Here is a 23,530-nt window from a genome sequence, read left to right on the forward strand (position 1 = left end):
GCATGTTTTCGGCACCCGCGGTCGAGTCAGCTGAGTGTCGTATGCCAAACGATCGCGGCGGCGAGCGCTCCCGCGCCATTCACGGACCAGTGCAGGGCGATCGGCGCGAGCAGGCTGCCGCTGCGCCGCCGCAACCAGGTGAATACCACGCCCGCTCCCGCGGTGGCGACAACGGCAAGCAGAATGCCGGCGATCTGACCCGCGACCCCGCCGCCGACAAACCCGGAAAGCCCGCGATTACTACTGGTCAACCCGAGCGACGAGGCGATATGCCACAGTCCGAAAAGCAATGATCCGGCGGCGAAGACCCCCCGCGCGCCATAAACCCGATCGAGCGTCCCGTGCAGCACCCCGCGAAACGCCAGCTCCTCGGGAATCACCGTTTGCAACGGAATGACGATCATCGACGCGATCAACGCGCCGGAGATGGTGGCGTAGCGATCGGCCAGGAAGAACGGACGGGTGATCGGCAGCAGCGCGCCGATGGCGACCGCGGCGAGCACGATCCCGACCGCGCCGAGTGCGTAGACCGTCCCGCGCCGCCACTGCCGGGGCGAGAGGCCGAGCTCGTGCCAGTGCAGTCCGCGCCTGCGCATCAGCGCCAGCAGCACCACGGCGGCCGCCGGCACGGTCACGATGCTGGCCCAGGCGGTGGTGAAATGCGCGATCAGGTTCGTTCCCGCGAGGACGACGACAACCACGGCGACATCGGCATAAGCATGCAGTTTGTGCCGGGGCCGAGCCGTTTCCTCGAGGTCCTGTGCGAGCATCCCGCCCAGTGTACGGATGGGCGACAGGGCTGCCGCTCGAGTGGTCATTTGCGGACGGCCGACCCGAATTCGCCGGATATCCGGGACTCGATGTGGCAGCGCCGCGCACCGGCTACTCTGACTGGAACCTGTTTCAGTTCCATGAGCCGCGCCCGGCGTGGCCTGAGCCCCGCGGCGGGCGCATGGGCCGGCTGACCTCCAGTGCCGTCAGCCGGCCCACCCCGCCGGATCCGTCCAGGCCTGCAATGTACGGGTGGTGTCGAAGCGCCGCGGTTCGTGGCTGATCGGATCGGTGAACTCCAGCGACGCGGCCAGCAGTTGCAGCGGCCGGGTGAAATCGTCGACCGGCTTGTCGGTGATCACCGGATAGAAGTCGTCGCCGAGAATCGGGACGCCGAGGCCGTTCATGTGCAGCCGCAGCTGATGGGTGCGCCCGGTCAACGGCCGCAGTCGATAGCGCCCGAGCCCGTCGCGCTGCTCCAGCAGTTCGATCGTGGTCTCGGCGTTCGGCTCGCCCTCGACCTCCTGCGCCGCGAGCACGTGCTTCTCCTTGATGATGCGGCTGCGCACGACCCGCGGCAGGGTCAGCCCGGGATCGACCGGCGCGATCGCCTCGTACTCCTTACGCACCGTGCGCTTGTGGAACATCGTCTGATACGCCCCGCGCCGCGCCGGATTGACGACGAACAGCACCAGCCCCGCCGTGACCCGATCCAGCCGATGTGCCGGAATCAGGTCCGGCAGATCCAGTTCGCGGCGCAGCCGCACCAGCGCCGTCTGCACGATGTGCTGGCCGCGCGGGATGGTCGCCAGGAAATGCGGCTTGTCCACGACCAATAGGTCCTCGTCGCGATGCACGATGGTGATGTCGAACGGCACCGGTGTCTCGATCGGCAGATCCCGGTGGAACCACACCGCGCCGCCGGGCGCGTACGGCGCGTCCGGCGCGATTGGGCCCTCGAGGTCGACGATTCCGCCCTCGCGTAGCAGCTCATCGATGCGGGCCGGATCCACCCGGGGTAGTCGCTCGACCAGATGGTCGCGAATCGTCGCCCAGTTCCCGTCCTCCGGCAGCCGGAGCCGGGCCGGGTCCAGGCCGTGCCGCTTGGGCAACGGCGGTCGCTGCCGCCTTCTCATCGGCATCGACCCTAGTCGTCGGCCATTTCACCGGCCGCGCGCGGGCCGGTGGGCACCCGGCCTCAGAAACCGCGCAGGCGATCCGGGCGGATCCGGACGATCGCCGAGTACTCCGCGAAGAACTGCTCGGCGGTCAGTCCGATGTCTCGCAGGCCGTCGGTGTATTTCGTTGTGTACGTGGCGATCTCGTCCGGCGTGGCGGCGACGTCGTCGATCCGGGCAGTGCCGGTGAACACGACTACCTCGCTGCCCCACTCGGTGCTGTTGAAGTTCAGCGACACTCGTGGGTTGCGGGCCAGGTTGCGCAGCTTGGCCTGGCCGGGCTTGCTGAACAGCAAGAACTCGTCGTCGCGCCACTGGAACCACACCGGGTTGGGTTGCGGGGTCCCGGTGGCGCCGACCGTGGTCAGCCAGATCACCGGCTCCTTGCCGAGACGGGCGACGACCTTGGCGCCGAAGGTGGTGCTCGGGTCGACGACGGGTGCGGCGGAGCGGTCGGATGCCGTTGTGGTCATGTGGGGGACAACACCGCGACAACCCGGGGGATTCCGTCTAGGGCGTCGCCCGCTCGTCGAGCACCATCCGTCGCGCCTCGACCAGCGTCCGGCGCGCACGCCGCCGCACCCGGCACACGTCCACGCTGCAATTCAAATGCACCTGCATGGCGCGGTGCGCCTGTTTCGGCGTCAGCTCGCCCGGATCGACCGAACAGCGCGACATTGTGGAAATGACTTGTGTAACAAACATATTCACGACTCCGTACGCAGTACTTCCGTGTGAATAAGAAGCTAGCGATGTGTGTGCGCTATCGGAGCTGGTCGGCCGTTCGTTCACGGAGCATTCCCCGGCGCGATGGGCGGTCGAAAGGATCGGGTATTGCGGCGTTTTCGTAGATGTCCGAAACAAGTCCGGTGCGCGACAGCCCAATTCGGCGATAAACGCCAGCATTTCTGAATTGTGGGCCAGGTGGGCGCCGTTTGGTGTCGGAAATCGCATTTCGGTCCGCAGCGTTGGACGGCCGGTCGGGTCGCGTACGTCCGGGAACGGCAGCGCCCACTCTCGCCGCAGATAACTTAGGCTAACCTACATTCCAGGCCGATCTTGTGTGAGGATGAGTCCGGCCGGGGGAGGCACAACGATGGCGAGAGGCAGCAACTCATGACGGTGGAGGTCGCGCCGCTTCCGGCGGCGGAGACGGGGAACCGGCCGCCCAAGGCGGTGGTCAAGGCGCGAAAGCAGCAGGAAAAACTGGCCCGCAAGGAGATCCTCGCGCCGGTCCGGCACACCCTCACGTGGGCGAGCCTGATCATGGCGGTGGCCTCGGTGTGCACCGTCGTGCCGTTCGTGCTGATCGTCGAGGCCTGCCGGGAGTTGCTCGCCGACCAGGTAGGCACCGATCGGGTCTGGCGGCTGGTCTGGGCGGCGATGCTGGTGCTGCTGATCCGCGGGCTGTTGCAGGCGGTCGCGCTCACCTGGTCGCACCTGGTCGACGCCGGCTACCAGCTCACCGTCCGGCGCGCGCTCGCGGCCAAGCTGACCAGGGTGCCGCTCGGCTGGTTCGGCGAGCGCACCTCCAGCGAGGTGAAGAAGTACCTGCAGGACGACGTCGAGGCGCTGCACTATCTGGTCGCGCACGCGCGGCTGGAGTTCGTCGGCGCGGTGATCGTGCCGGTGGTCACCCTCGGCTATCTGATGACCGTCGACTGGCGGCTCACCCTGGTGCTGCTGATTCCGCTCCTGGCGTACGCGATCTCGCTCAGCAAGATGATGGACCAGGACAGCCGGGATCGGCTGGCCGTCTACAACCGGTGGGAACGCCGGACGCAGGAGGCGACCATCGAGTTCGTCGACGGCATCCAGGTGGTGCGCGCGTTCGGCCAGGCGGGCAAGGCGCACAGCGTGTTCCAGGACGCGGTGGACGGGCAGGCGCGCAGCCTGGATCGGTGGAAGACGCCGATGATCCGGCTGCAGTCCGCGTCCGACATCGTGGTCGCCCCGGTATTCGTGATGCTGCTGGTCGTGCTCGCCGGACTGGCGGGGGTCGGGCTCGACTGGTTCGCTCCACTCGACGTGCTGCCGTTCCTGCTGGTCGGTCTCGGTCTGGGCAGCTCGCTGCTCGGCCTGGGCTACGGCGGACAGGCGCTGCGCGCGGCCGGCGCGGCGGCGGTGCGGCTGCACGAGTTGCAGCAGACGCCCGAATTGGCTTCCGGGACAGACGCTTCGCCGGTCGCGACGGAAGAACGAGGCGTGGTCCGGTTCGAGTCGGTCGGCTTCGGCTATCGCAGCGACCATCAGGTGCTGCACGATCTCGACCTCGAACTGCGACCGGGCACCCTCACCGCGCTGGTCGGGCCGAGCGGGTCGGGAAAATCGACGCTCGGCAAATTGGTTCCGCGGTTCTACGATGTCGACTCCGGACGAATCACCATCGGCGGGCGCGATATTCGCGACTACTCCACCGAAGAGCTTTATCGCACGGTCGGATTCGTCTTCCAGGACGTGCGGCTGATTCGCGGCACGATCCGGGAGAACCTGCGGCTGGCCGATCAGAACGCCGATGACCAGGCCTTGGAACGTGCGGCGCGAGCCGCGCAGATCCACGACCGGATCATGGCCTTGCCGCGCGGCTACGACTCCGAGATCGGCGTCGATGCCAGCCTGTCCGGCGGTGAGGCGCAACGGCTTTCGATCGCGCGGGCGTTGCTCGCGGACAGCCCGGTGCTGGTGCTCGACGAGGCGACCGCGTTCGCGGACCCGGAGTCCGAGGCCGCCGTGCAGGACGCGCTGGCCGTGCTCGTCGCCGGCCGTACCGTGCTGGTGATCGCGCACCGGCTGCACACCATCACCGGCGTGGACCGAATCCTGGTGCTGGAGAACGGCACCATCGTCGAGCAGGGCGACCATCTGAGCCTGCATACCGCCGGCGGCACCTATCAGCGGCTCTGGGAAATCAACGAGGCGGCGCTCGGTGCCGTCTCCCTCATCGAAAAGGAGGCGGCGCGATGATTCGCAAGGTTCTCGGGCTCGTCCCCGCCGAGTTCGCCCCGCTGACCCCGAAACTGTTCGCCGCGATCACCGCCCAGGCGTTGAGCCAGGCGGCAGCCTATCTGCTGCTGGTTCCGGTGCTGGAGGCGCTGTTCGATCGCGATCTCGGCCGGGCCTGGTTCTGGGCGTTGCTCATGATCGCCGCGGTCGCGAGCGTCGCGATCTTCGGTTATCTGCAAGCGGTGCTCGGCCTGCGCATCGCGGTCGGCATGCAACTGCGGCTACAGACCAGGATCGGTGATCACCTCAACGCGCTCCCGCTCGGCTGGTTCGAAACCGCCAGTGCCGGAAAGCTGTCCAGGATCGCCGTGGAGAACGTGCGCGAAATCCAGGGCACCGTGGCGTATCTGCTCGCCAAGGTGCTCAACAGCGTGATCGTTCCGCTCGGTGTCGCGGTGGGCATGCTGTTCATCGACTGGCGGATCTCGTTGGCCATGCTGCTCGCGGCGCCGGTGCTGTTCGTGGTGAACAGCCTGGCCAATCGCGCCTACACCAGGTCCGACGAGCAGGTGCACGCCGCCGCGTCCGAGGCCGACGCGCGAGTGGTCGAGTTCGCGCAGGCGCAGCCGGTGCTGCGGGCGTTCGGCGCGGTCGGTGCCGGCAACCGTGCCCTCGATTCCGCACTGCACCGGCAGCGTTCGGCGATCACCCGGATGGTGTTCACCGCGGTGCCCGGCCTGATCGTGTTCGCGCTGTTCGTGCAGGCCGTGTTCCTTGTGCTGGCCTACGTCGTGGTCGGCAGGTTCACCGACGGCGCGGTCTCGGCGGCGGCCGCGGTGGCGCTGATCGCGGTGAGCTCGCGGTTCATCGAGCCGTTGAATCAGGCCGCCCAGCTCGCCAACGGACTGCGTGCGGCCGCGGGCGCGGTCGACCGGGTTGGCGGCCTGCTCGCCGAGCCGGTGCTGCCCGAGGCGAAAACGGCTGTCTCGCCGGGACTTCCGGCCGTCGAGTTCGACAACGTGAGCTTCGGCTACCGGCCGGATGAGCCCGTGCTCACCGACCTCACGTTCACCGTGCCCGCCGGCACCACCACCGCGATCGTCGGACCCAGCGGCGCGGGCAAGACCACGCTGCTGCGGCTCGCCGCGCGTTTCTACGACGTGGACGCGGGCCGCGTGCTCGTCGGCGAGCACGACGTGCGGGACCAGCCGTCGGAGACGCTGCTTGATCAGCTGTCGCTGGTCTTCCAGAACGTCTATCTGTTCAATCGCTCGGTGGCGGACAACATCCGGATCGGCAATCCCGCTGCCACCGACGAGGAAATCTGGCAGGCCGCCCAGGCGGCCAGGGTAGACGAGATCGTGCAACGCCTGCCCGAGGGTTTGGACGCCGCGGTCGGCGAGGGCGGCGTCGCGCTCTCCGGCGGTGAGCGGCAACGGGTTTCGATCGCTCGCGCGCTGCTCAAGAACGCGCCGATCGTGCTGCTCGACGAGGCGACCAGTGCCCTCGATCCGCACAGCGAGGCGGTGGTCGTGCGCGGAATCCACCAGCTCACCAAGGGCAAGACGGTCATCGTGGTCGCGCATCGCCTCGCGACCATCGCGCACGCCGACCAGATCCTGTTCCTCGATGGCGGCCGGATCATCGAACGGGGCACGCACGCCGAGCTTTTGGCCGCGGGCGGACGGTACGCCGACTTCTGGAACGAACGCTCCCGCGCTGCCGGGTGGCGACTGGAGCCGGTCGCGGTCTGACCGGGCGACCCTGGTCTGCTCGCGGCGCCGACCGTCGCGAGCAGATCTAGCGCACCGGTCCGCCGTGGATATCGCGGTAATGCGCCGAGGCGGCCTCGACATCGCCGCGGCCGGCACCGAGCGGCTCCCGCAGGAACGCGGTCAGTATGTCGTTGGTGGCCCGCTGCGTTTCGCGCGGACCCCGCGAGCCGCCCATCAGTTCGGCCGTCAGCAACCGGGCCGGATCGGCGAGGAATCGCGGAGCGTCGGTGAAGCTGTAGTGGTTGGCCTCGGTGATCTCGTAGCGGAAGCCGCCTGCCTGTAAGTGCTCGAGCAGTGCGCGGTTGCCATCCGAATACGCTGCGCCGTGGCCGGTTTCCTCGTGATCGCTTTCCAGTAGGAGAAACGGTTTCGTCAAAGATTGCTGCGGCAGTGTGCCGTACAACGTGCCGTCGATGTTCGCCGCCGCCTTGATTCGTCCGTCGCTCGCTACTGCCGCCGCGGCGGCCGCGCCGCCGAACGAATGCCCGATCGCGGCAATATGTTCGGTGTCGAGGTGGCCGGAAAGCCTCAGGCCCAGGATGTCCGGCCGTTCTAGTTGATCGACCACGAAGCGCAGATCGGCGGTGCGCACGTCGAGCAGCTCGCTCATATAGCGGGATTGGTCCGGGTCGTCGGCGAGAAAGCGTTCCCGAGCCGTGGCGATGGTGCCGTCGGCGAGTTCGGTGACCGCTGCCTCGTACGGGTGGTCGACGGCTAGCACGACGAATCCGCGACTGGCCAGATCCGCGATCAGCCCGGTGTAAAAGGCGCGTGGCGCACCGTATCCGGGGGAGAACAGCACCACCGGCCAGCGGGATCGGCCGGGGTCGACCGGCACATCGAGGAGGGCGTGCGTGTCGATCCGGTCGTATCCACGCATAAAGAAACTCGGCAGCACGGTGACCCGATCCGGCAATCGATCCGCGCCGTCGATGTAGGTCGAGCGCTTGCCGTGTGCGCCCGGGTCGGCCGGATACCACGCCTGCACAACGACATTGCGCTTATCGTCCGGTGCGTCCGTGGCCGGCTCCGGCCGGTTCGGATCGACCAGCCGAAGGACTTCGGTACCGACGGCATAGGGACCGGTCGGCCTGGGCAGATCGGGAACCGGAACCATGGCCCAGGCCAGCGCGGCCGGCGCGAGCAGGAGCGCGACGACCACCCTGGCCACCGTCGTCCAGCCGCCGACCCGCCATTTCCACTGCCAGACAACGAGTCCGGTCGCCGCGCCGAGCAACAGATACGTCGGCGCGAACTGCCAATAGAATCCCTCGAGCAGCAACTGCGCCACACCCCCGGCGAGCAGCACAGGCAGCGCGACGGGTGCGACGCGCCGCGCGACGGGCGCGGTGGCGACCGCCGTCACCGCGAACGCGACCGCGGCGAATCCGAGCACCGCGTCCAGGATCGACATGCCAGTTGACCTCCGCTCCGGCGCCGGGCCGCGCGGCTGCTGCGCGGACGGGTTCGAATCCGAGTAACAGCCTGGCGGACGACGGGGTCGGCGCGCGTCGACAGCAGGTCGCGATCCGGGTCATCCTCTGGGATGAACCGACCCCCGCCGAACGGCGGACCGGCTCACTTCCAGTAGGCGCGCGACTTGATCGCGGTTTTCGGCAGGTCGTGGGTGGTCTTGAGGGCCTTCACGATGGACCGCGTGGTGTGGCCGTCGCAGGCCACCCAGCCGTAAGCGTCCTTCGCGCAGGAGATCTCGTGCGCCTGCTCGCGCAGCAGCCTGCCGTTGTCCACGCGCTGCACCCAGGTGACCTGATGGTGTGGCTTGTTGCGCACCGGCAGCGTGGTGTCGGATTCGTACTGCCATTCCAGCCAGACCCGCGCCGGGGTGTCGCCGATCGCGTCGAGCAACGAGTTGACCGCGGGCAGCGAGGCGGTGTCGCCGAACACGATGTATTCGCTCGGCGTCGGCTCGGGCAGCGTGAAATCGGAGCCGAGCACGCAGGCCTCGATCTCGTCGCCGACCTGGGCCCGCTGCGCCCACGCGCTGGCCGGCCCGCCGTGCAGGGCGAATTCGATGTAGAAATGGTCGTTCTCGGGATCCTGATCGACCAGCGTGTAGCCGCGCTGGTGGAGCTTGTCGCTCGCGGCATCGGGGATCCACAGCCGGATCCACTGGGTGGGGTGCACGGGGTGCGCCGCCAGCAGGCCACCGGCGGTGAAGCCGATGCGCCGGTACTGATCCGTGATGCTCTCGGTCGAGGTGACCCGGAAGCTGTAGTCGTCGGCCCGCCAGGCTTTCAGGATGAGACCGTTGGCTCCTTTACCCATGCGGCTAAGGCTAGCCTAAGTAAAGTAGAAAGTCGCGCGCCGTCAAGGCCGGAACGGGCTCCGTGCGCTGCACGGAGCCCGATGTCGTTGCGGCGCAGGCAATCAGCGCTGCTGGCCCGCGTAGTACGCGATGGTGTCGACCGACTCGCTGGTCAGCTTCCAGGTGCCGTCGATCTGCCTCCAGGCGATCTGGATGGGCGGGAACGTGCCGTAGCCCGGCACGGTGACCATCAGGTCGGCGTTCAAGGTGTCGCCCGCGGCGTTCGCGTTCTGCACGGTCCAGGTCAGGCCGGGCACGCCGCCCATGACGCCGCCGACCCGTTCGACCACCGCGAGGTCGGCTTCGCCGCCCTCGAGTTCGGCCGCGCGGGCGGAGCGTGCGGCCCCGGAGTTCAGCACCAGCGAGAGCTTCGAATTCAGCTCACCGGCCGAGGGTGCGGCGGTTCGCACGATGGCGGGCGCTGCGGTCGCGGGAGCGGCGATGGCCACCGTGCCGAAGGCGCCGAGAGCGGCGGCGGTGAGGGCGATTGCTGCGGTGGCCGCGTGGGCTTTGCGCTTGATCATGTGCATTTCCATTCCGTTGGGGCGTGGTGGTGCCGGGGCTTGGGGTCTTCGCCACAGGGCTGGCACTGCCCATGAATATAAGGTAAGCCTATGCATATATGGGGCGGGTCGACCGCCCGGCGCCGCGGGTGCGGGACGCCGCCGACCGTCGCCGCAGCTGACGGCCCGATCCGATAGCTGTGCGGTGGCTGGAATCACAGACAGGAGAACCGGTGGACAGACTTCTCGTCGTCGGAGCTGGTCCGAAGGCAATGGCCGTCGCGGCGAAGGCGCATGTGCTGCGCGGGCTCGGTCTGCCGGCGCCGCAAGTGATCGTCGTGGAATCGCAAGCGGTGGGCGGCAATTGGCTGCCCAGCGGCGGCTGGACCGACGGTCAGCACCGGCTCGGCACCAGCCCGGAGAAGGATGTCGGTTTCCCCTATCACTCGACCTGGGCGCGTGGTCACAACCACGCGATCAACGAGGCCATGATGGCGTTCAGCTGGACGTCGTTCCTGGTCGAACGCGGAACCTACGCCGAATGGGTAGACCGCGGCCGCCCGAGCCCGCATCACAACATGTGGGCCAAGTACCTGCAGTGGGTTTCGCGCAAGACCGACCTCGAACTGGTGCTCGGCACGGTCGGCAAGATCTCCCCGACGGTCGAAGGCTGGTCGGTCTCGGTGACCGGCGCGGACGGCTCGATCAGCGCGATCGAGGCGGACCGGTTGATGATCACCGGTCCGGGGCACTCTCGGCGCGCACTCGCCGACCATCCGAAAGTGCTGAGCATCGCGGACTTCTGGGACCTCGTCGGCAAGCGCACCCTGCCCGCCTCGTCGCGGGCCGCGGTGATCGGCGGTGGTGAGACCGCGGGATCGGCGATGGACGAGCTGGTCCGCCACGACGTGCTCACGGTGTCGGTGATCTCGCCCGCCGCGACCATCTACACCCGTGGCGAAAGCTACTTCGAGAACTCCCTGTACAGCGATCCGGCCAAGTGGCGGGCGCTGAGCGTCCAGGAGCGGCGCGACGTCGTCCGGCGCACCGATCGTGGCGTCTTCTCCGTGCGCGTGCAGGAGAACCTGTTGGGCGACAGCCGAGTTCATCATGTGCAGGGCCGGGTGGTGCGGATGGCCGAACAGGGCGAGGGGGTCGCGCTCACCCTGCGCAACGAGCTGCGTCCGGATCAGGTGCACACCTTCGATCTCGTGGTCGACGCAACCGGCGGGCAACCGCTGTGGTTCCTCGAGCTGTTCGACTCCGACACGGCGGATCTGGTCGAGCTCGCCGTCGGCGGGCCGATCACCCAGGCGCGGCTGGAGGCGTCGATCGGTCATGATCTCGCGGTCTCCGGGCTGGACGCCAAGCTCTACCTGCCCAATCTCGCCGGTCTCGCGCAGGGCCCCGGCTTCCCGAACCTCAGTTGCCTCGGCGAACTCTCCGATCGGGTGCTCGCCCCGGCGCCGCTCCCGTCCCGGTCGATTCCCCGGGCCGCGATACAGCGGGCAAATCGGTAGGCTAGGCTAGCCTTACTTAATTCGAGGATGGGGTTCGGTTCATGCGCATCGTGTCGTTCGGCTTCCAGACCTGGGGCCGCAAAACCCTGCAGGCGCTGCTCGATTCGGAACACGAGGTAGTGCTCGCGGTCACGCACCCGGCCAGCGAACAGTCGTACAAGGCGATCTGGTCGGACTCGGTCGAGGAACTCGCCCGCGAGCACGGCATCCCGGTGCACCTGACCGAGCGGGCCGACGCCGCGACGATCGATCTGGTCAAGCGCGCCGAGCCGGACGTCATCGTGGTGAACAGCTGGTACACCTGGATGCCGGCCGAGCTCTACGCGATGCCGCCGTACGGCACGCTCAACCTGCACGACTCGCTGCTGCCGAAGTTCACCGGATTCTCACCGGTGCTGTGGGCACTGATCAGCGGCGAGTCCGAGTTCGGGCTGACCGTGCACCGGATGGACGAGCAGCTGGACACCGGTGACATCCTGGTGCAGCGTTCGCTGCCGATTCCGCCGGACGCCACCGGAACCGAGCTGGTGCTCGCCGGTATGGACCTGATTCCGGGCGCGGTGCACGAGGCGCTGAGCCTGCTCGAGTCCGGCAACGCGGTCTGGCGTCCGCAGAACAAGGCCGAACGTACCTATTTCCACAAGCGCTCCGACCGGGACAGCCAGATCGACTGGCAGCGCAGCGCCGTCGATCTGGAGCGTTTCGTGCGCGCCCTGTCCGAGCCGTACCCGCGGGCGTTCGCCTGCTATCGCGGGGAGCGGATCGAGGTGCTCGCCGCGTCGGTCTCCTCGGCCTGCTACGGCGGCACCGCGGGCCGGGTCGTCGTGCAGGAGGGCGGCGGAACCGTGGTGTGCGGACCGGAGCCGGTGCGTGGGCGCAACCGCGGCCTGGTGCTGACCCGGATCCGCACGGCCGACGGAGTCGAACACGACGGCGCCGAATTCTTCGCGCGCGGAGGCTATCTCACCGCCGTCCCGGAGTCGTCCTTCGGCTGACGGGGGTACGCACGGCCTGGGAAGCAACGTTCAACCGGGGGGTGAAGGAATCATGTCGACCATTGCGAACTCTCCGAATCGCCTGCCGGACAGCCGATCCGATCGGGCATCGAAGGGCACTACCGCGGGTGAGCGGTATCCGTTGTCGGCCGCGCAGCGGCGCGCCTGGTTCCTGCAGACCCGTGATCCAGCGGACACCACGCTCAATATCTGCGTGGCGTACCGCCTGACCGGTCCGTTGTCCGTCGCGCGCTTGCGCGCCGCGGTCGGCGCAGTGGTCTCTCGGCACGACATTCTCTGCACCACTTATGATTTGGGCGCGGATGGGGAACCGTTCCAGCTCGCCCGGCCGGAGCTGGCGCCGTCCTGGCAGGAACACGATCTGTCCGAGCTGGCCGAACCCAGCCGAGCCCGGCGGCTGGAAGTGCTGGCGCGCCGTGCGTTCGGCCGCCCCTTCGCGCTGGCCGACGAGGCGCCGCTGCGGATCACCCTGGTGCGCACCGGAACCGACGAGTTCGCCTTCATTCTGGTCGCGCACACGATCTGCTGGGACGACGATTCGTGGAGTGTGCTGCGCGCGGAATTGAACGCCGCGTACAACGGTGCCGCGCCGACCGGCCGCGCCACCCAGTTCGTCGAGGTCGAGGTGCTGGGCCAGGATCCCCGGTCGGCCGAGCCCGAGGCCGCGATCGACTATTGGCGCAGCACGCTGCGCCCGCTGCCGGAGCTGCTCGAACTGCCCGGCCGGCCGATCGCCGCGGACACCGAGACCCGCCGGACCGGGCGCCGCGCGCGTCCGGTTCCTCCTGAGCTGCTCTCCCGGGTGTACGAGTTCGCCGGCGAACACGACTCGACCCCGTTCGCGGTGGCGCTCGCCGCCTTCCACGCGCTGATCCACCGCTACACGGCGGCGACGGACTTCCTTGTCTCGGTACCGGTTTCGACCCGCGGTGCGTCGGCCGTCTCGGTAATCGGGTACTTCGGCAATACCGTGCTGCTGCGGGCCGCGGTCCGGCCCGAGGACACCTTCGCGAGTTTCGCCGCGCGCGTTCGCGACACCTGTGCCGCGGCGTTCGCGCATCAGGGGGTCGGCATCGATCGGGTGATCCGCGAGATCAACCCGGACCGGGGGAACGGCAGGGACGGCCTGGAGCAGCTGGTGCGGGTCGGCTTCGGCGTGCGCGAGGCGCCGCGCGGCTTCGAGTTCGACGGCGTCACCGCCACCGGACTCGACCTGGTTCGCTCGGCGCCGCAGGTCCCGTTGCGGGTCACGACCGTGTTCGACGCGCAGGGCGCGCACGCCGAGGTCGAATACTGGGCCGACGAGGTCGAACCCGGGCTCGCCGAGCAACTGCTCACGCACTACGTACAGCTGCTCGACAGCGCGCTGTCCACGCCGGACGCGCGGGTCGGTGATCTCGATATGTATGGCCCGCAAGACCGTTCGCGACTGCTGGCCCAGTCGCACGGCACACTGGTCGATACCCCGGCGACCACCCTGGTCGCGCTGTTCGAACGCACCGTGTCGGCCACACCCGATGCGCTCGCGGTGTCGGCGCCTCGGAGCGGCCACGCCGCGGACGTGTCGATGACCTACGACCAGCTCGACCGGCGCGCGAATCGGCTGGCGCACTGGCTGATCGGGCAGGGCCTCGGCACCGAGGACGCGGTCGCGCTGCGACTCGGCAACTCGGTCGAATTCGTGGTCGCCGTGCTCGCGGTGCTCAAGGCCGGCGGCGCCTACTTGCCGATCGATCCGGATGATCCGGACGAGCGCATCGAGGAGTTCTATCGAGACGCGGCCCCGCGCTTGACGTTCGGCATAGCCGAGTTCACCGCCGCGGAGGAAGCCGCGGCCGAGCTGCCCGACCATGATCCGACCGACGCGGACCGGGTGCGCCCGCTGCGCCCCGGCAATCTCGCGTACCTCATCTATACCTCGGGTTCGACCGGAAAGCCGAAGGGCGTGGCGGTTTCGCATGCCGCGATCGCCGAACACCTGGAGGGTTTCCGCGCCGAATGGGGGATGACCGCCGACGATCGCCTGCTGCAATCCTCTCCGGTCAGCTTCGACGCCTCGCTGCTCGACATCTTCGTCACCCTGACCGTCGGTGCGCGCCTGGTGATTCCGAAGCCCGCGGCGTTCCGCGACATCCCCTACATTGCCGATCTGATCACCCGCTGCGGAATCACCGTGCTGCACATGGTCCCGTCGACGCTGAGCACCTTCCTGCTGCTGCCCGAGGTGAGCGAATGGCGTGCGCTGCGGCATGTTCCGGTCGGCGGCGAGGCCTTGCTCGGCGAGGTGGCCGACCGGTTCTCCGGCGTCTTCGACGCCGAATTGCGCAATCACTACGGTCCGACCGAGGCCGTGGTGTCGGCGACCCACATGCCTGTCGACGGGCCGCAGGGCACCCGGATCGTGCCGATCGGCGTGCCCAACCGCAACGTGTACTGCTACCTGCTCGATGAGCGACTGCAACTGGTCCCGCACGGTGTGGTCGGCGAAATCTATCTCGGCGGTGCGCAATTGGCCCGCGGCTACCTGCACCGGTCCGGGCTCTCCGCGGAGCGCTTCGTCGCCGATCCGTTCCTGCCCGGTGAACGGCTGTATCGCACCGGCGATCTGGCGCGGCGCACGGCAGACGGGGTGCTCGAATTCGTCGGCCGCGCCGACGCGCAGGTGAAGGTGCGCGGCTATCGCATCGAGCTCGGCGAGGTGGAGGCCACCATCGCGGCGCATCCCGGCGTCGGGCACTGCGCGGTGGTCGCGGTGGCGGACCGATCGATCGGGATGATGCTCGCGGCCTACGTGGTTGCCGCCGCGGACGAGCTCGACCTCGACCAGGTGCGGGCGCGGGCCGCCGCGAGCCTGCCCGAGTACATGGTGCCGTCGGCGTTCATGCTGATCGATGAGATCCCGCTGACCAAGCACGGCAAGCTCGACCGCACCGCGCTGCCCGAGCCGGTCCGGGCCGCCCACGGCTATCGAGAACCGGGCACAGCCACCGAGATTCGGCTCGTCGAGCTGTATCAGGAGATCCTCGGCCTCGACCGGGTCGGCGCCGACGACTCGTTCTTCGACCTCGGCGGGCACTCGCTGCTGGCCAACCGCCTGGTGCCGCGGCTGCGCTCCGAGTTCGGGGTGGAGATCGACGTGCGGGTGATCTTCGACAACCCGACGGTGGCCGGTCTCGCCGCGCTCATCGAGGCGACTCCCGTGGTGGCGACGGAGGAATTGACCACCGCCGAACGGGAGCGGCTGCTCGGCGAGTGGTCCACCGGCGTCGAGCTCGCCGACGTAACCGACCTGGCCGAGGTCATCCGCCGCGGGTACGGATTTCCCGGCGCGCGCCCCGCGATCCGTTGCGGGGCAAAGGCCTTGACCTATGGCGAGCTGTTCGACCGGCTGGCCGCCGGACGGCCCGACGAGGTCACGCCCGCTGCCGATCTGGGCGGCCGTCTGATCCGGTTGGTCCGGACGCTGGTCGGGCCGACCGGCGAATCAGCCGGTGGCACTTGCGATTTCGTTCTGCCCGCCGCCGAAGCGCTGGCGGTGGCCGTCGCGGACCGCCGGGCGGTGGCCGCGGATCGCCGGTGCGGGCGCACCGATCCGGCCTACAACGCACGCGACGTCCGCCTGCTCGCGGTGCGGCGCATCGATGCCCGCGCGGCGGTCGAGCTGTTCGCCGCCCTGGCCGACGGCGCTCTGCTGATCGTCGCGACCGAGTCGCAGCGGACCGATCCCGCCGAATTGGCCGCGCTGATCACCGAATTCGCGGTAACCCATGTGGTCACCGATCCCGGTACCGCCGCCGCGTCGGCCCGGGCCGCCGCGCCGGCGTCGCTGCCGGTCTGTCGCTGGGACCTCATCGGAACCGGCACTGCGCCAACCCTTCCCGACCTGCTCGCGGCGGCCGCGCCGGGCTCGGTGGGCACCATCGCCTACGCGGTACCGGAGTATGTCGGCGTGGTCGCGCGTGGACCGCTGGACGGCGCCGGGCGGGTGCGCCCGATTCCCGGCGCTCGGGTGCTGGTGCTCGACGAGCGCGGCACACCGGTCCGGCCCGGTGTGCTGGGTGAGGTTTTCATCGGTGGCGCGGCCCTGGCCCACGCGGGCGACGCGGCCGCGGGACCGTTCCTGGCCGATCCGTTCGCACCGGGGTGGTTGGTGCGCACCGGTGACCGTGCGTCCTGGACCGACGACGGCTGGCTTGCCTTCGGCTCGACCAGGTGCGATTCGCGATATGAGGAGTGACGCAATGATGCTGGACCGAAGAACGGCGGGACGGGGTCGTGGCATGCTCGGCCGGGCGGTCGCGGTGCTGGCGGTGGGCCTGTTGCTCACCAGCGCCGCCTGTGGATCCGATGACCAGAGCGCCGGCGCGTCCGGGGAGATCACCATCACGCACTCGATGGGCCAGACCGCGGTGAGCGGCACCCCGAAACGCATTGTCACGCTGGGTAACCAGTGGCTCGACGCCACGCTCGCGCTCGGCGTGACGCCGGTCGGCTATGCCGACAACGTCTCCCAGGGCGGAAAGTCGCAGGTGCCGTGGGTGCCGGACTCGCTGAGCGAGGCGAAGGTGCTGAAGATGGGCGCCGACGTGGTGGAGCAGATCGCCGCGCTGGAGCCCGACCTGATCCTGGTGCCCGGTTTCATGGTGGACAAAGCCATGTACGACAAGCTGTCCAAGCTGGCGCCGACGATCGGCCCGGTGACCCCGAACGCGCAGATCGACCAGTGGTCGGATCAGCTCGCGACGCTCGGCAAGGTACTGCACAAGGAAGCGGACGCGGACAAGGTGGTCGCGAACGTCAACGGGCGCATCGACGAGGTGGCGCACCGCTATCCGGGCCTGCGCGGCAAGACCTTCTTGACCTGTATGTTGACCGGCCCGGCGCAATTGATGGTGCTGGCCGATCCGAAGGACGGCTCGGCCGCGCTGTTCAACCGGCTCGGCATGGCCATTCCGGAGCACATCGCGAAGGAGGCACCGAGCGGTGGCCGGCTGGCGCTGTCCCCGGAACGGTTGGGCGACTTGAACTCCAACATGTTGATCTGCGGCGCGTTGCCCGCCTTCACGGAGAAGTTCAAGCGGCTGCCCGGCTACGACGAGTTGCCGTCGGTGCGGAACAACGGCATCGCGTTCGTCGACGTGACGACGATCAGTGCCATCAATATCCCGACGCCGCTGTCGGTGCCGTATGTCCTGGAGAAGCTCGATCCGACGTTGGCCGCAGTGAGCAAGTAGGCACTACTGGCCCGTTGAATCCGCTTGCTTTAGGATAGGCTAACTTTAGTTCGGGGGTGGATAGCTACAGGCTATCCACCCCCGACTGTTTGATCAGTACACAGTGGCCGTGGCGGTTCTCTGGTGGTTGCCGCAGTGCTCGGAAGGATCGAAAATGTCGGATTCGCTGGTGCGAAACGCGCCCAGGGCCGCCGCTGGGGATCGTGGCACGCCGCTGTCCCTCGCGCAGCAGGCCGTGCTGCTCCCGGAACGACTGCGGCGCACCGCGGCCGCGAATCTGTTCGTCGCGCTGGAGATCTCCGGCGAACTCGACGAAGAGGCGTTCGAGCAGGCGGCCATCGCGGTGCTGACCGAGCACGAAATTCTGCGGACCGTCTTCCCGGACGATCGCCGCGTCCCGTACCAGCGGGTCGTGCCGACGCCGGACAGCGTGGTCGAGACCGTCCGGATCGACGCGGCCGCACTGGAACCCGCGCTGCGTTCCGACGCCGCACACCGCTTCGATCTGGTCCGCGATCTCCCGATCCGGATCCGGCGCTACACCCTCCCGGACCGCGCCGTCGTCTCGCTCACGGTGCACCCGGTCGCGGCCGACGACCGCACGCTCGACCTGCTGGCCGCCGGACTGTTCACGGCCTACGAGCACGGCCAGGCCGAGCCCGCCGCGGCCCAGTACCGCAGCCTGGTCGCGGCCCAGCTGAAGGAGCTGGGCGTCACCGCAGGCGACGATCCGGCCCTGGCCTATTGGACGGCGCGGTTGGCGGACCTCCCCGAACGCGCGGTACCGGTCGTCGAGGACGAGACCGGCGCGGAGGGATCCCGCCGGGCCTTCCGTATCGACCGCGGCACCCTCGACGCGCTGCTCGCCGGACGCGACACCGGCGCCACCTTCGCCGCGCTCATCGCCCGGGTGCTGGGCGAGGCGGGAATCGGCGAGGACGTTCCGGTGGGCCTGGTCGAGCCGGCGCGGGCCGAGCCGGGCGCCATCCTCGGCAATATCGCCAATCAGCTGGTCCTGCGGCTGGATTCGGTGCGTACCGGCACCCCGCGTGCGCTCATCGACGCCGCCGTGACCTGCGCGGCCGAGGCCCGTGCACACGCGCAGACCCGGATCGAGCGGCTCACCCATCAGCTGAAGGGCACCGCCGCGGTGGTGACCGGAGCGCTCTTCCAGGTGCTGGTCGGCGTGCGCGCCGGTGCACCGCTGGCGATCCGCACGCCCGAATACGCCGTGCGCGAGCTGAATCGGCGCACCGCCCGCCCGCACGGGGTCGACCTGGTGGTCGACATCGCGCTCGACGCCGACGGTGCCGTCGTCACCCTCGACTTCCCGGCGCTGGCCGGGCGCCGCGCCCTCGACGAACTCGCCGCACACCTCGAAAGTCGTTGTGTGGCATGGGCGGCCGGAACGGACGAGCCCTTCGGCACGGTGCTGTTCACCCAGCCCGGCTCGGCAGGCGGTCTGCTGGGCGGACCCGGGCTCGGCGGCGAGCCACAGACCGACGCCGAACGCGTTGTCGCGGCGGCGATTCGGAAAGTGCTGGAGCTCGACGAGGACGACGAGCTCGGCCGCGCGGACACCTTCTTCTCCCTCGGCGGCGACTCGATCGCGGCCCTGCGCCTGGCCACCGATCTCACCGAACAGGGGTACGGGGTCGATGTGCAGACGGTATTCGCCTTCCCCACGATCCACGAACTCGCCACCCAGCTGAGCGAAGCCGCGCCGGCCGCCGACGCGCCCGCCGGCGCGGCGCCGATGAGTGCCTCGGGTCTGGATCCGGCGGCCCTGGCCGCGCTCGGCCAGCGGTTCGGCGCGCGGTGACCACCGAAATCCTCGACGTCGTCGCGCTGTCGCCGTTGCAGCGCGGGCTCTACTCGGTCAGCGCCATGTCCGGCGATGTCGACCCCTACCTGGTGACGTTCGCCGCACGGATCGACAACCTGGCAGACCTGCTCGGCCTGCGCGCGGCGTTCGGCGAAGTGCTGCAACGGTATCCGCACCTGGGCGCGGCGGTGCTGACCGACGGCCTGCCGCATCCGGTCCTCGTCATCACCTCGGCCGGCCGGATCGGCTGGCGCGAGATCGATCTGCGCGCCGCCGACGATCCGGAAGCCGCTGCCCGGCAGCTCTATTGGGAGGAGGGTCGCCGGCGGATCGATCTGGACAACGGCCCGCTGTTCCGGGTAACGGCGGCGCGGGTCGGTGAGCGCGCCTACGAATTGATCTGCACCGCACACCACATCGTGGTCGACGGCTGGTCCATCCCGCTGATCTTCGCCGACCTGATCGCAGTGCACTGCGGGGCGGGATCGGCGCTGCCCCCGGCGCCGCCGCTGCGCGAGCACGCGGCCTGGCTGGCCACCCGCGATACCCCCGCCTCGATCGCGGCCTGGACCGAGGCGCTGGCCGGCCTGACCCCGATGCCGATGCTCGCGCCGCCCGCGCCGGGCGACCTGCCGGTGCTCGGCACGGCCGAATTCGACCGTGCCGAAACCGAACTCGTCGCGAGCTGGGCCCGATCCCGCGGCATCACCTTGAACACGGTCTGCCAAATGGCCTGGGCGCGGGTGCTTTCCGGACTGACCGGCCGCGACGATGTGGTCTTCGGGCAGACCACATCGGGTCGCGACGCGTCGCTGCCGCACGCCGATCGACTGGTCGGCGCGCTGGTCACGACCATCCCGGTCCGGGTGCGGATGGATGAGCGGTCGCCCGCGGTGATCGGCACGGAACTGCAACGCACCGTGGCGCAATTGCGGGCACACGAATACCTGGGCATCGCCGAGATCACCAAGCACGCGGATGCCGGGCAACTCTTCGACACCTTGCTGGTCTTCGAGAACACTCCGCTCGGCGAGATCACCGCGTCGATGCCGCTGGCCGGCGGGGCCACCATGACGCCGCGCCGGATCGACTCGCCGAGCCACTATCCGATCGCGGTGGTGCCGGTGGTGGAGAACGAGCGGCTCATCACCCGGGTAGAGATCCGTCCTGATCTGGTGGACCGATTCGATCCGGATCGATTGGCGCGCAGGGTACTCGAGGTCATCCGCCGGATGATCGAGGCGGAGCGCGCCTGCGATATCGATCTGCTGCTCGAGGACGAGCCCGCCGCGCTGACCGCCGAGTCACGGCCGCCTACGGACTACGCCTCGGTGCCCGGGGCCTTGCTCGCCGCCGCTGAACGGGCCGCCGATCGGGTGGCCGTGATCGACCCGGCGGGCGAGCAGTCCTTCGCCGAGTTCGGCACGGCCGTCACGAGACTGGCCGAGAACCTGCGCAACGCGGGTGTGCGCCCAGGCGACGCGGTGGCGGTCGTGCTGCCCCGCGATCGCCGAGTCCTGCACGCGCCGTTCGCGATCGGTCTGGCCGGCGCGCTGTGCGTGCACGTGGATCCGGCGACGCCCGCCGATCGACTGGCCCACATGGTCGAGATGGCGAATGTCGGGGTGGTGCTCGGCGACGAGTCGCTGGCCGGCACCGTGAGCCTGGTGCGCGAGCAGGGCGGCGAGGTCGTACACGCGATACCGGACCACGACGGCGGGCTGCGGGTACTCGGCGAGCCGGCCTCGTCGGTCACGAACAGCCCTGTCCCGCAGCTGAATCGAAACACGCCCTGCTACGTAGTGTTCACCTCCGGCACCACGGGCCGCCCGAAGGGCGTCGTGGTGCCGCACGGCGCGTTGCTGAACCACTGGTCGAACCACGAGCGCCGGATCTTCGCGCCGCTCAGCGCGCAGACCGGGCGGCAACTGCGGATCGGCCACGGCTGGTCGACCGGCTTCGACGCCGCCTGGCAGCCGACGGTCGCCTTGCTCAGCGGGCACGCGGTCGTCCTGCTCGGGGACAAGGTGCGCACCGACGCCGAGCAGATCGTCGCCGCGATCGAGCAGCAGCGGATCGATATCTTCGATACCTCGCCGTCGATGTTGAGCCGGTTGATCGCCGCCGGACTGTTCACCGAATCTGCCGAGCCCGCAGGGGAGTGTTGCTCTTTGCTGGTGCTCGCGCTGGGCGGTGAAGCGATCAGCCAGGACACCTGGACCCGGCTGCGGCGACTGCCGAGCACCCGCGTCATCAATTTCTACGGACCAACCGAAACCACGGTCGAAGCGCTGATGGCCGACGTGCACGAGCACCCGGCCCCCACGATCGGGCGCACCTTCGACGGGCTGGCCGCCGAGGTACTGGATCACCGGCTGCGCCCGGTGCCACCGGGTGGCCACGGCGAGCTGTACCTGTCCGGCGCGCAACTCGCGCTCGGCTATCTCGGCAGGCCGGGTACGACGGCGGCCGCGTTCGTCGCGGGACCCGGTGGAAGGCGTTATCGCACCGGCGATCTGGTCCGCCGGACCACCACGGGCACGGTGATCTACGAGGGCCGCATCGACAGCCAGGTCAAGATCAACGGCTATCGCGTCGAACCCGACGAGGCGACGGTCGTGCTGCGTGAGCTGGAGGGCGTAACGCATGCCGCGGCACTGGCTTTCGCAGAGAACGGCCGAACCAGGCTGGGCGCCTTGGTCGTCGCCGAGCGCTCGGCCGCCGAGATCCGCGCGGCGCTGGCGCTGCGGTTGCCGCGGTTCCTGGTGCCGACCAGGATCGTGCACGTCGACCAGATCCCGTTGAACCGCAACGACAAGCTCGATGTGCACGCCGCGACCGCGCTGTTGCACGCACCGGTCACCGGCGCCGTCGCGGCCGAACCCGCGACGGAGACCGAGCGGACCCTGCTCGGGCTGATCGCCGCCATGGGCGAGGGACGCACGGGCGCGGTGGGCGTGCTGGACAGCCTGGCCGATCTGGGCATCGACAGCATCGGCATCATCGATCTGGTGTCCCGGCTGCGCGGTATCGGCTTCCGGGTGACCGCGAAAGATGTTGTCGCCGCGGCAGATCTGCGCGAACTCGCAGGCACACTGGACGCCGCGGACGCCACAGAAACGGTCGAGGCGGCACCCACCCCTGCGGGCACCGTCCTCGCGCTCACCCCGCTCGCACACGAGATCATCGCCAACGGCGACTACCGCTACCTGGCACAGAGCCAAGTGATCACGCTCCCCGACGACGCGTCGGCAGAACAGATCGCCGAGCGGCTCGACGCCTTGGCGGCCGCGCACCCGGCGCTGCGTTCCCGCCTCGACCTCGACACACACGGCACACCGGTGCTGATCGTCGCGGAATCCGCCAACGCCGCAACATGTTTGACCGTGGTCGATGACTCGCCGGCCGCCGCCCGGCTCGCCGACACCGTCGACCGGCTGAATCCCGCAACCGGGCAGATGATCGCCGCGACACTGCTCGACGGTGGTCCGGGTCGGCGCCGCCTGCTTCTGTCGATCCACCACCTCGCCGTCGACGTCGTCTCCTGGCTGATCCTCGTCGACGACCTGCGCATGCTCGATCAGGGTCAACTCCCGCCGAACGAGGCTCCCCGCGAAGCGGCGCTCGGTCTCGCCCCCGAGCAGTCGCTGCTGACCGCGCGGCAGCCGATTCTCGGCGTCCCGCTCGGCGGCAGGCTCACCGACCCCGCCATCGATCGTGCGGCCAAGGTGATACAGCGCGTGCGCGAGCTGCGCCCCGAACGCACCGAGCGACTACTCGCCCGGTGCGCGGAGAGCGGAATCTCGTTGGAGGACATCCTGATTCTGGCCGGTGCGCGGACATTCGCCGACAGCGCCGACCCAGCGGGCCGAGTCGCGCTGACCAGGGAATCACACGGCCGCTCCGCCGACGACGACTCCCGTCAGGTCGGCTGGTTCACCGTCGAGGAGACCGTGCTGGTGCCGCTCGCGGCGCTCGACGACTGGACACCGGGCGCGGGCTCGCCGCCACTCGGCGAGCGCACGCACGCCGCGCGCGGACAGGTCCGGCTCAATCATCTCGGCCGCTTCGACGTGCTGAGCTTCGGCACCGGCCCGTGGTCGCCGGCGCCGCTGGCGGACTTCACCGCCGAGTTCGGCGTTGCGGGTCATCCCGATCTGCCGGTGCGGTTCACCGTCGACGTGACGACGGCGGTCGTTCCGCGGGACGGCGGGCCGTCGCTGGTCGCCCAATTCGACCTCAACTCGGCGGTTCTGGGCGAGGCGGACGCCGACCTCCGAGTCGACCGGTGGGCCGCGGCGCTGACTGAATTCGCCGAACGGTGAGCCGGTAACCGGCGTTATGCCGATGACAGGTCATAGAAAATAGGTTAGCCAAACCACACTCTGTCTCCGAGGCCACTTCTTGGGTTACGATGCCATGAGATTAGGCAAGGCTTG

Annotated in this window: 15 protein-coding genes; 8 read left to right on the plus strand and 7 right to left on the minus strand. The window is 69.1% G+C overall.

The annotated features are described in order from the left end of the window. Positions 1–26 precede the first annotated feature (26 nt). The 4 genes from ACFYO1_RS37165 to ACFYO1_RS37180 form a co-directional block, all read right to left on the minus strand. Positions 27–770, minus strand: coding sequence for a CPBP family intramembrane glutamic endopeptidase (locus tag ACFYO1_RS37165; protein ID WP_387242101.1), 744 nt, complete (start codon positions 768–770; stop codon positions 27–29). Positions 771–977: 207 nt separating this feature from the next. Further along, on the minus strand, positions 978–1,907 hold the full coding sequence (locus ACFYO1_RS37170) for an RluA family pseudouridine synthase (RefSeq protein ID WP_387242104.1): 930 nt from the start codon (positions 1,905–1,907) through the stop codon (positions 978–980). Between the two features lie 62 nt (positions 1,908–1,969). Further along, positions 1,970–2,422, minus strand: a complete 453-nt coding sequence (locus ACFYO1_RS37175) for a TIGR03667 family PPOX class F420-dependent oxidoreductase (RefSeq protein WP_387242107.1) — start codon at positions 2,420–2,422, stop codon at positions 1,970–1,972. 37 nt (positions 2,423–2,459) lie between these two features. After that, positions 2,460–2,627: a hypothetical protein gene (locus ACFYO1_RS37180; RefSeq protein WP_375918566.1), complete on the minus strand. Its 168-nt coding sequence runs from the start codon at positions 2,625–2,627 to the stop codon at positions 2,460–2,462. A gap of 438 nt (positions 2,628–3,065) precedes the next feature. Here ACFYO1_RS37180 and ACFYO1_RS37185 point away from each other — a divergent pair, with 438 nt between their 5' ends. Together ACFYO1_RS37185 and ACFYO1_RS37190 are read left to right on the plus strand one after the other, a co-directional pair. Continuing rightward, on the plus strand, positions 3,066–4,913 hold the full coding sequence (locus ACFYO1_RS37185) for an ABC transporter ATP-binding protein (protein ID WP_387242110.1): 1,848 nt from the start codon (positions 3,066–3,068) through the stop codon (positions 4,911–4,913). Then, complete coding sequence (locus tag ACFYO1_RS37190) at positions 4,910–6,646, plus strand: ABC transporter ATP-binding protein (RefSeq protein ID WP_387242113.1); 1,737 nt, start codon at positions 4,910–4,912, stop codon at positions 6,644–6,646. Before ACFYO1_RS37185 ends, ACFYO1_RS37190 begins: the two co-directional genes overlap by 4 nt. Before the next feature lie 46 nt (positions 6,647–6,692). On the opposite strand, the gene ACFYO1_RS37195 is transcribed toward ACFYO1_RS37190, so the two are convergent. The 3 genes from ACFYO1_RS37195 to ACFYO1_RS37205 all read right to left on the minus strand — a co-directional run bounded on the left by ACFYO1_RS37195 (position 6,693) and on the right by ACFYO1_RS37205 (position 9,517). Then, on the minus strand, positions 6,693–8,081 hold the full coding sequence (locus ACFYO1_RS37195) for an alpha/beta hydrolase family protein (RefSeq protein ID WP_387242115.1): 1,389 nt from the start codon (positions 8,079–8,081) through the stop codon (positions 6,693–6,695). 164 nt (positions 8,082–8,245) lie between these two features. Then, positions 8,246–8,953: a siderophore-interacting protein gene (locus ACFYO1_RS37200; protein WP_387242118.1), complete on the minus strand. Its 708-nt coding sequence runs from the start codon at positions 8,951–8,953 to the stop codon at positions 8,246–8,248. A gap of 102 nt (positions 8,954–9,055) precedes the next feature. Next, the gene (locus ACFYO1_RS37205) at positions 9,056–9,517 is read right to left on the minus strand and encodes a hypothetical protein (protein WP_387242121.1); all 462 of its coding nucleotides are present in this window, start codon (positions 9,515–9,517) and stop codon (positions 9,056–9,058) included. 212 nt (positions 9,518–9,729) lie between these two features. Here ACFYO1_RS37205 and ACFYO1_RS37210 point away from each other — a divergent pair, with 212 nt between their 5' ends. From ACFYO1_RS37210 to ACFYO1_RS37235, 6 genes are all read left to right on the plus strand, one after another. After that, positions 9,730–11,016 (plus strand): SidA/IucD/PvdA family monooxygenase, encoded by a 1,287-nt coding sequence (locus tag ACFYO1_RS37210; protein WP_387242125.1) that lies wholly within the window; start codon positions 9,730–9,732, stop codon positions 11,014–11,016. A gap of 41 nt (positions 11,017–11,057) precedes the next feature. Next, positions 11,058–12,011 carry a methionyl-tRNA formyltransferase gene (locus ACFYO1_RS37215; protein ID WP_387242128.1) on the plus strand — a complete coding sequence of 318 codons (954 nt, stop codon included), beginning with the start codon at positions 11,058–11,060 and terminating at the stop codon, positions 12,009–12,011. A 52-nt stretch (positions 12,012–12,063) separates the two neighbouring features. Continuing rightward, a complete protein-coding gene (locus tag ACFYO1_RS37220) occupies positions 12,064–16,269 on the plus strand; it encodes an amino acid adenylation domain-containing protein (protein WP_387242131.1) in 4,206 nt (1,401 codons plus the stop codon). A 7-nt stretch (positions 16,270–16,276) separates the two neighbouring features. Beyond that, positions 16,277–17,266 carry an ABC transporter substrate-binding protein gene (locus ACFYO1_RS37225; RefSeq protein ID WP_387242134.1) on the plus strand — a complete coding sequence of 330 codons (990 nt, stop codon included), beginning with the start codon at positions 16,277–16,279 and terminating at the stop codon, positions 17,264–17,266. 154 nt (positions 17,267–17,420) lie between these two features. Then, positions 17,421–19,088, plus strand: a complete 1,668-nt coding sequence (locus ACFYO1_RS37230; protein WP_387242137.1) for a condensation domain-containing protein — start codon at positions 17,421–17,423, stop codon at positions 19,086–19,088. Continuing rightward, entirely contained in the window at positions 19,085–23,416 is a 4,332-nt protein-coding gene (locus ACFYO1_RS37235) for an AMP-binding protein (RefSeq protein ID WP_387242139.1), read from the plus strand. The genes ACFYO1_RS37230 and ACFYO1_RS37235 overlap by 4 nt, the downstream gene beginning before the upstream one ends. Positions 23,417–23,530: the final 114 nt, after the last annotated feature.

Source organism: Nocardia sp. NPDC006044 (genome assembly GCF_042871115.1).
In the GTDB taxonomy this organism is placed as follows: Bacteria; Actinomycetota; Actinomycetes; order Mycobacteriales; family Mycobacteriaceae; genus Nocardia.

Excerpts from the sequence above, each read along its gene's own strand:
- ACFYO1_RS37165 (WP_387242101.1), bottom strand. The coding sequence starts at position 770 with ATGCTCGCACAGGACCTCGAGGAAACGGCTCGGCCCCGGCACAAACTG.
- ACFYO1_RS37170 (WP_387242104.1), bottom strand. The coding sequence starts at position 1,907 with ATGAGAAGGCGGCAGCGACCGCCGTTGCCCAAGCGGCACGGCCTGGAC.
- ACFYO1_RS37175 (WP_387242107.1), bottom strand. The coding sequence starts at position 2,422 with ATGACCACAACGGCATCCGACCGCTCCGCCGCACCCGTCGTCGACCCG.
- ACFYO1_RS37180 (WP_375918566.1), bottom strand. The coding sequence starts at position 2,627 with ATGTCGCGCTGTTCGGTCGATCCGGGCGAGCTGACGCCGAAACAGGCG.
- ACFYO1_RS37185 (WP_387242110.1), top strand. The coding sequence starts at position 3,066 with ATGACGGTGGAGGTCGCGCCGCTTCCGGCGGCGGAGACGGGGAACCGG.
- ACFYO1_RS37190 (WP_387242113.1), top strand. The coding sequence starts at position 4,910 with ATGATTCGCAAGGTTCTCGGGCTCGTCCCCGCCGAGTTCGCCCCGCTG.
- ACFYO1_RS37195 (WP_387242115.1), bottom strand. The coding sequence starts at position 8,081 with ATGTCGATCCTGGACGCGGTGCTCGGATTCGCCGCGGTCGCGTTCGCG.
- ACFYO1_RS37200 (WP_387242118.1), bottom strand. The coding sequence starts at position 8,953 with ATGGGTAAAGGAGCCAACGGTCTCATCCTGAAAGCCTGGCGGGCCGAC.
- ACFYO1_RS37205 (WP_387242121.1), bottom strand. The coding sequence starts at position 9,517 with ATGATCAAGCGCAAAGCCCACGCGGCCACCGCAGCAATCGCCCTCACC.
- ACFYO1_RS37215 (WP_387242128.1), top strand. The coding sequence starts at position 11,058 with ATGCGCATCGTGTCGTTCGGCTTCCAGACCTGGGGCCGCAAAACCCTG.
- ACFYO1_RS37220 (WP_387242131.1), top strand. The coding sequence starts at position 12,064 with ATGTCGACCATTGCGAACTCTCCGAATCGCCTGCCGGACAGCCGATCC.
- ACFYO1_RS37225 (WP_387242134.1), top strand. The coding sequence starts at position 16,277 with ATGCTGGACCGAAGAACGGCGGGACGGGGTCGTGGCATGCTCGGCCGG.
- ACFYO1_RS37230 (WP_387242137.1), top strand. The coding sequence starts at position 17,421 with ATGTCGGATTCGCTGGTGCGAAACGCGCCCAGGGCCGCCGCTGGGGAT.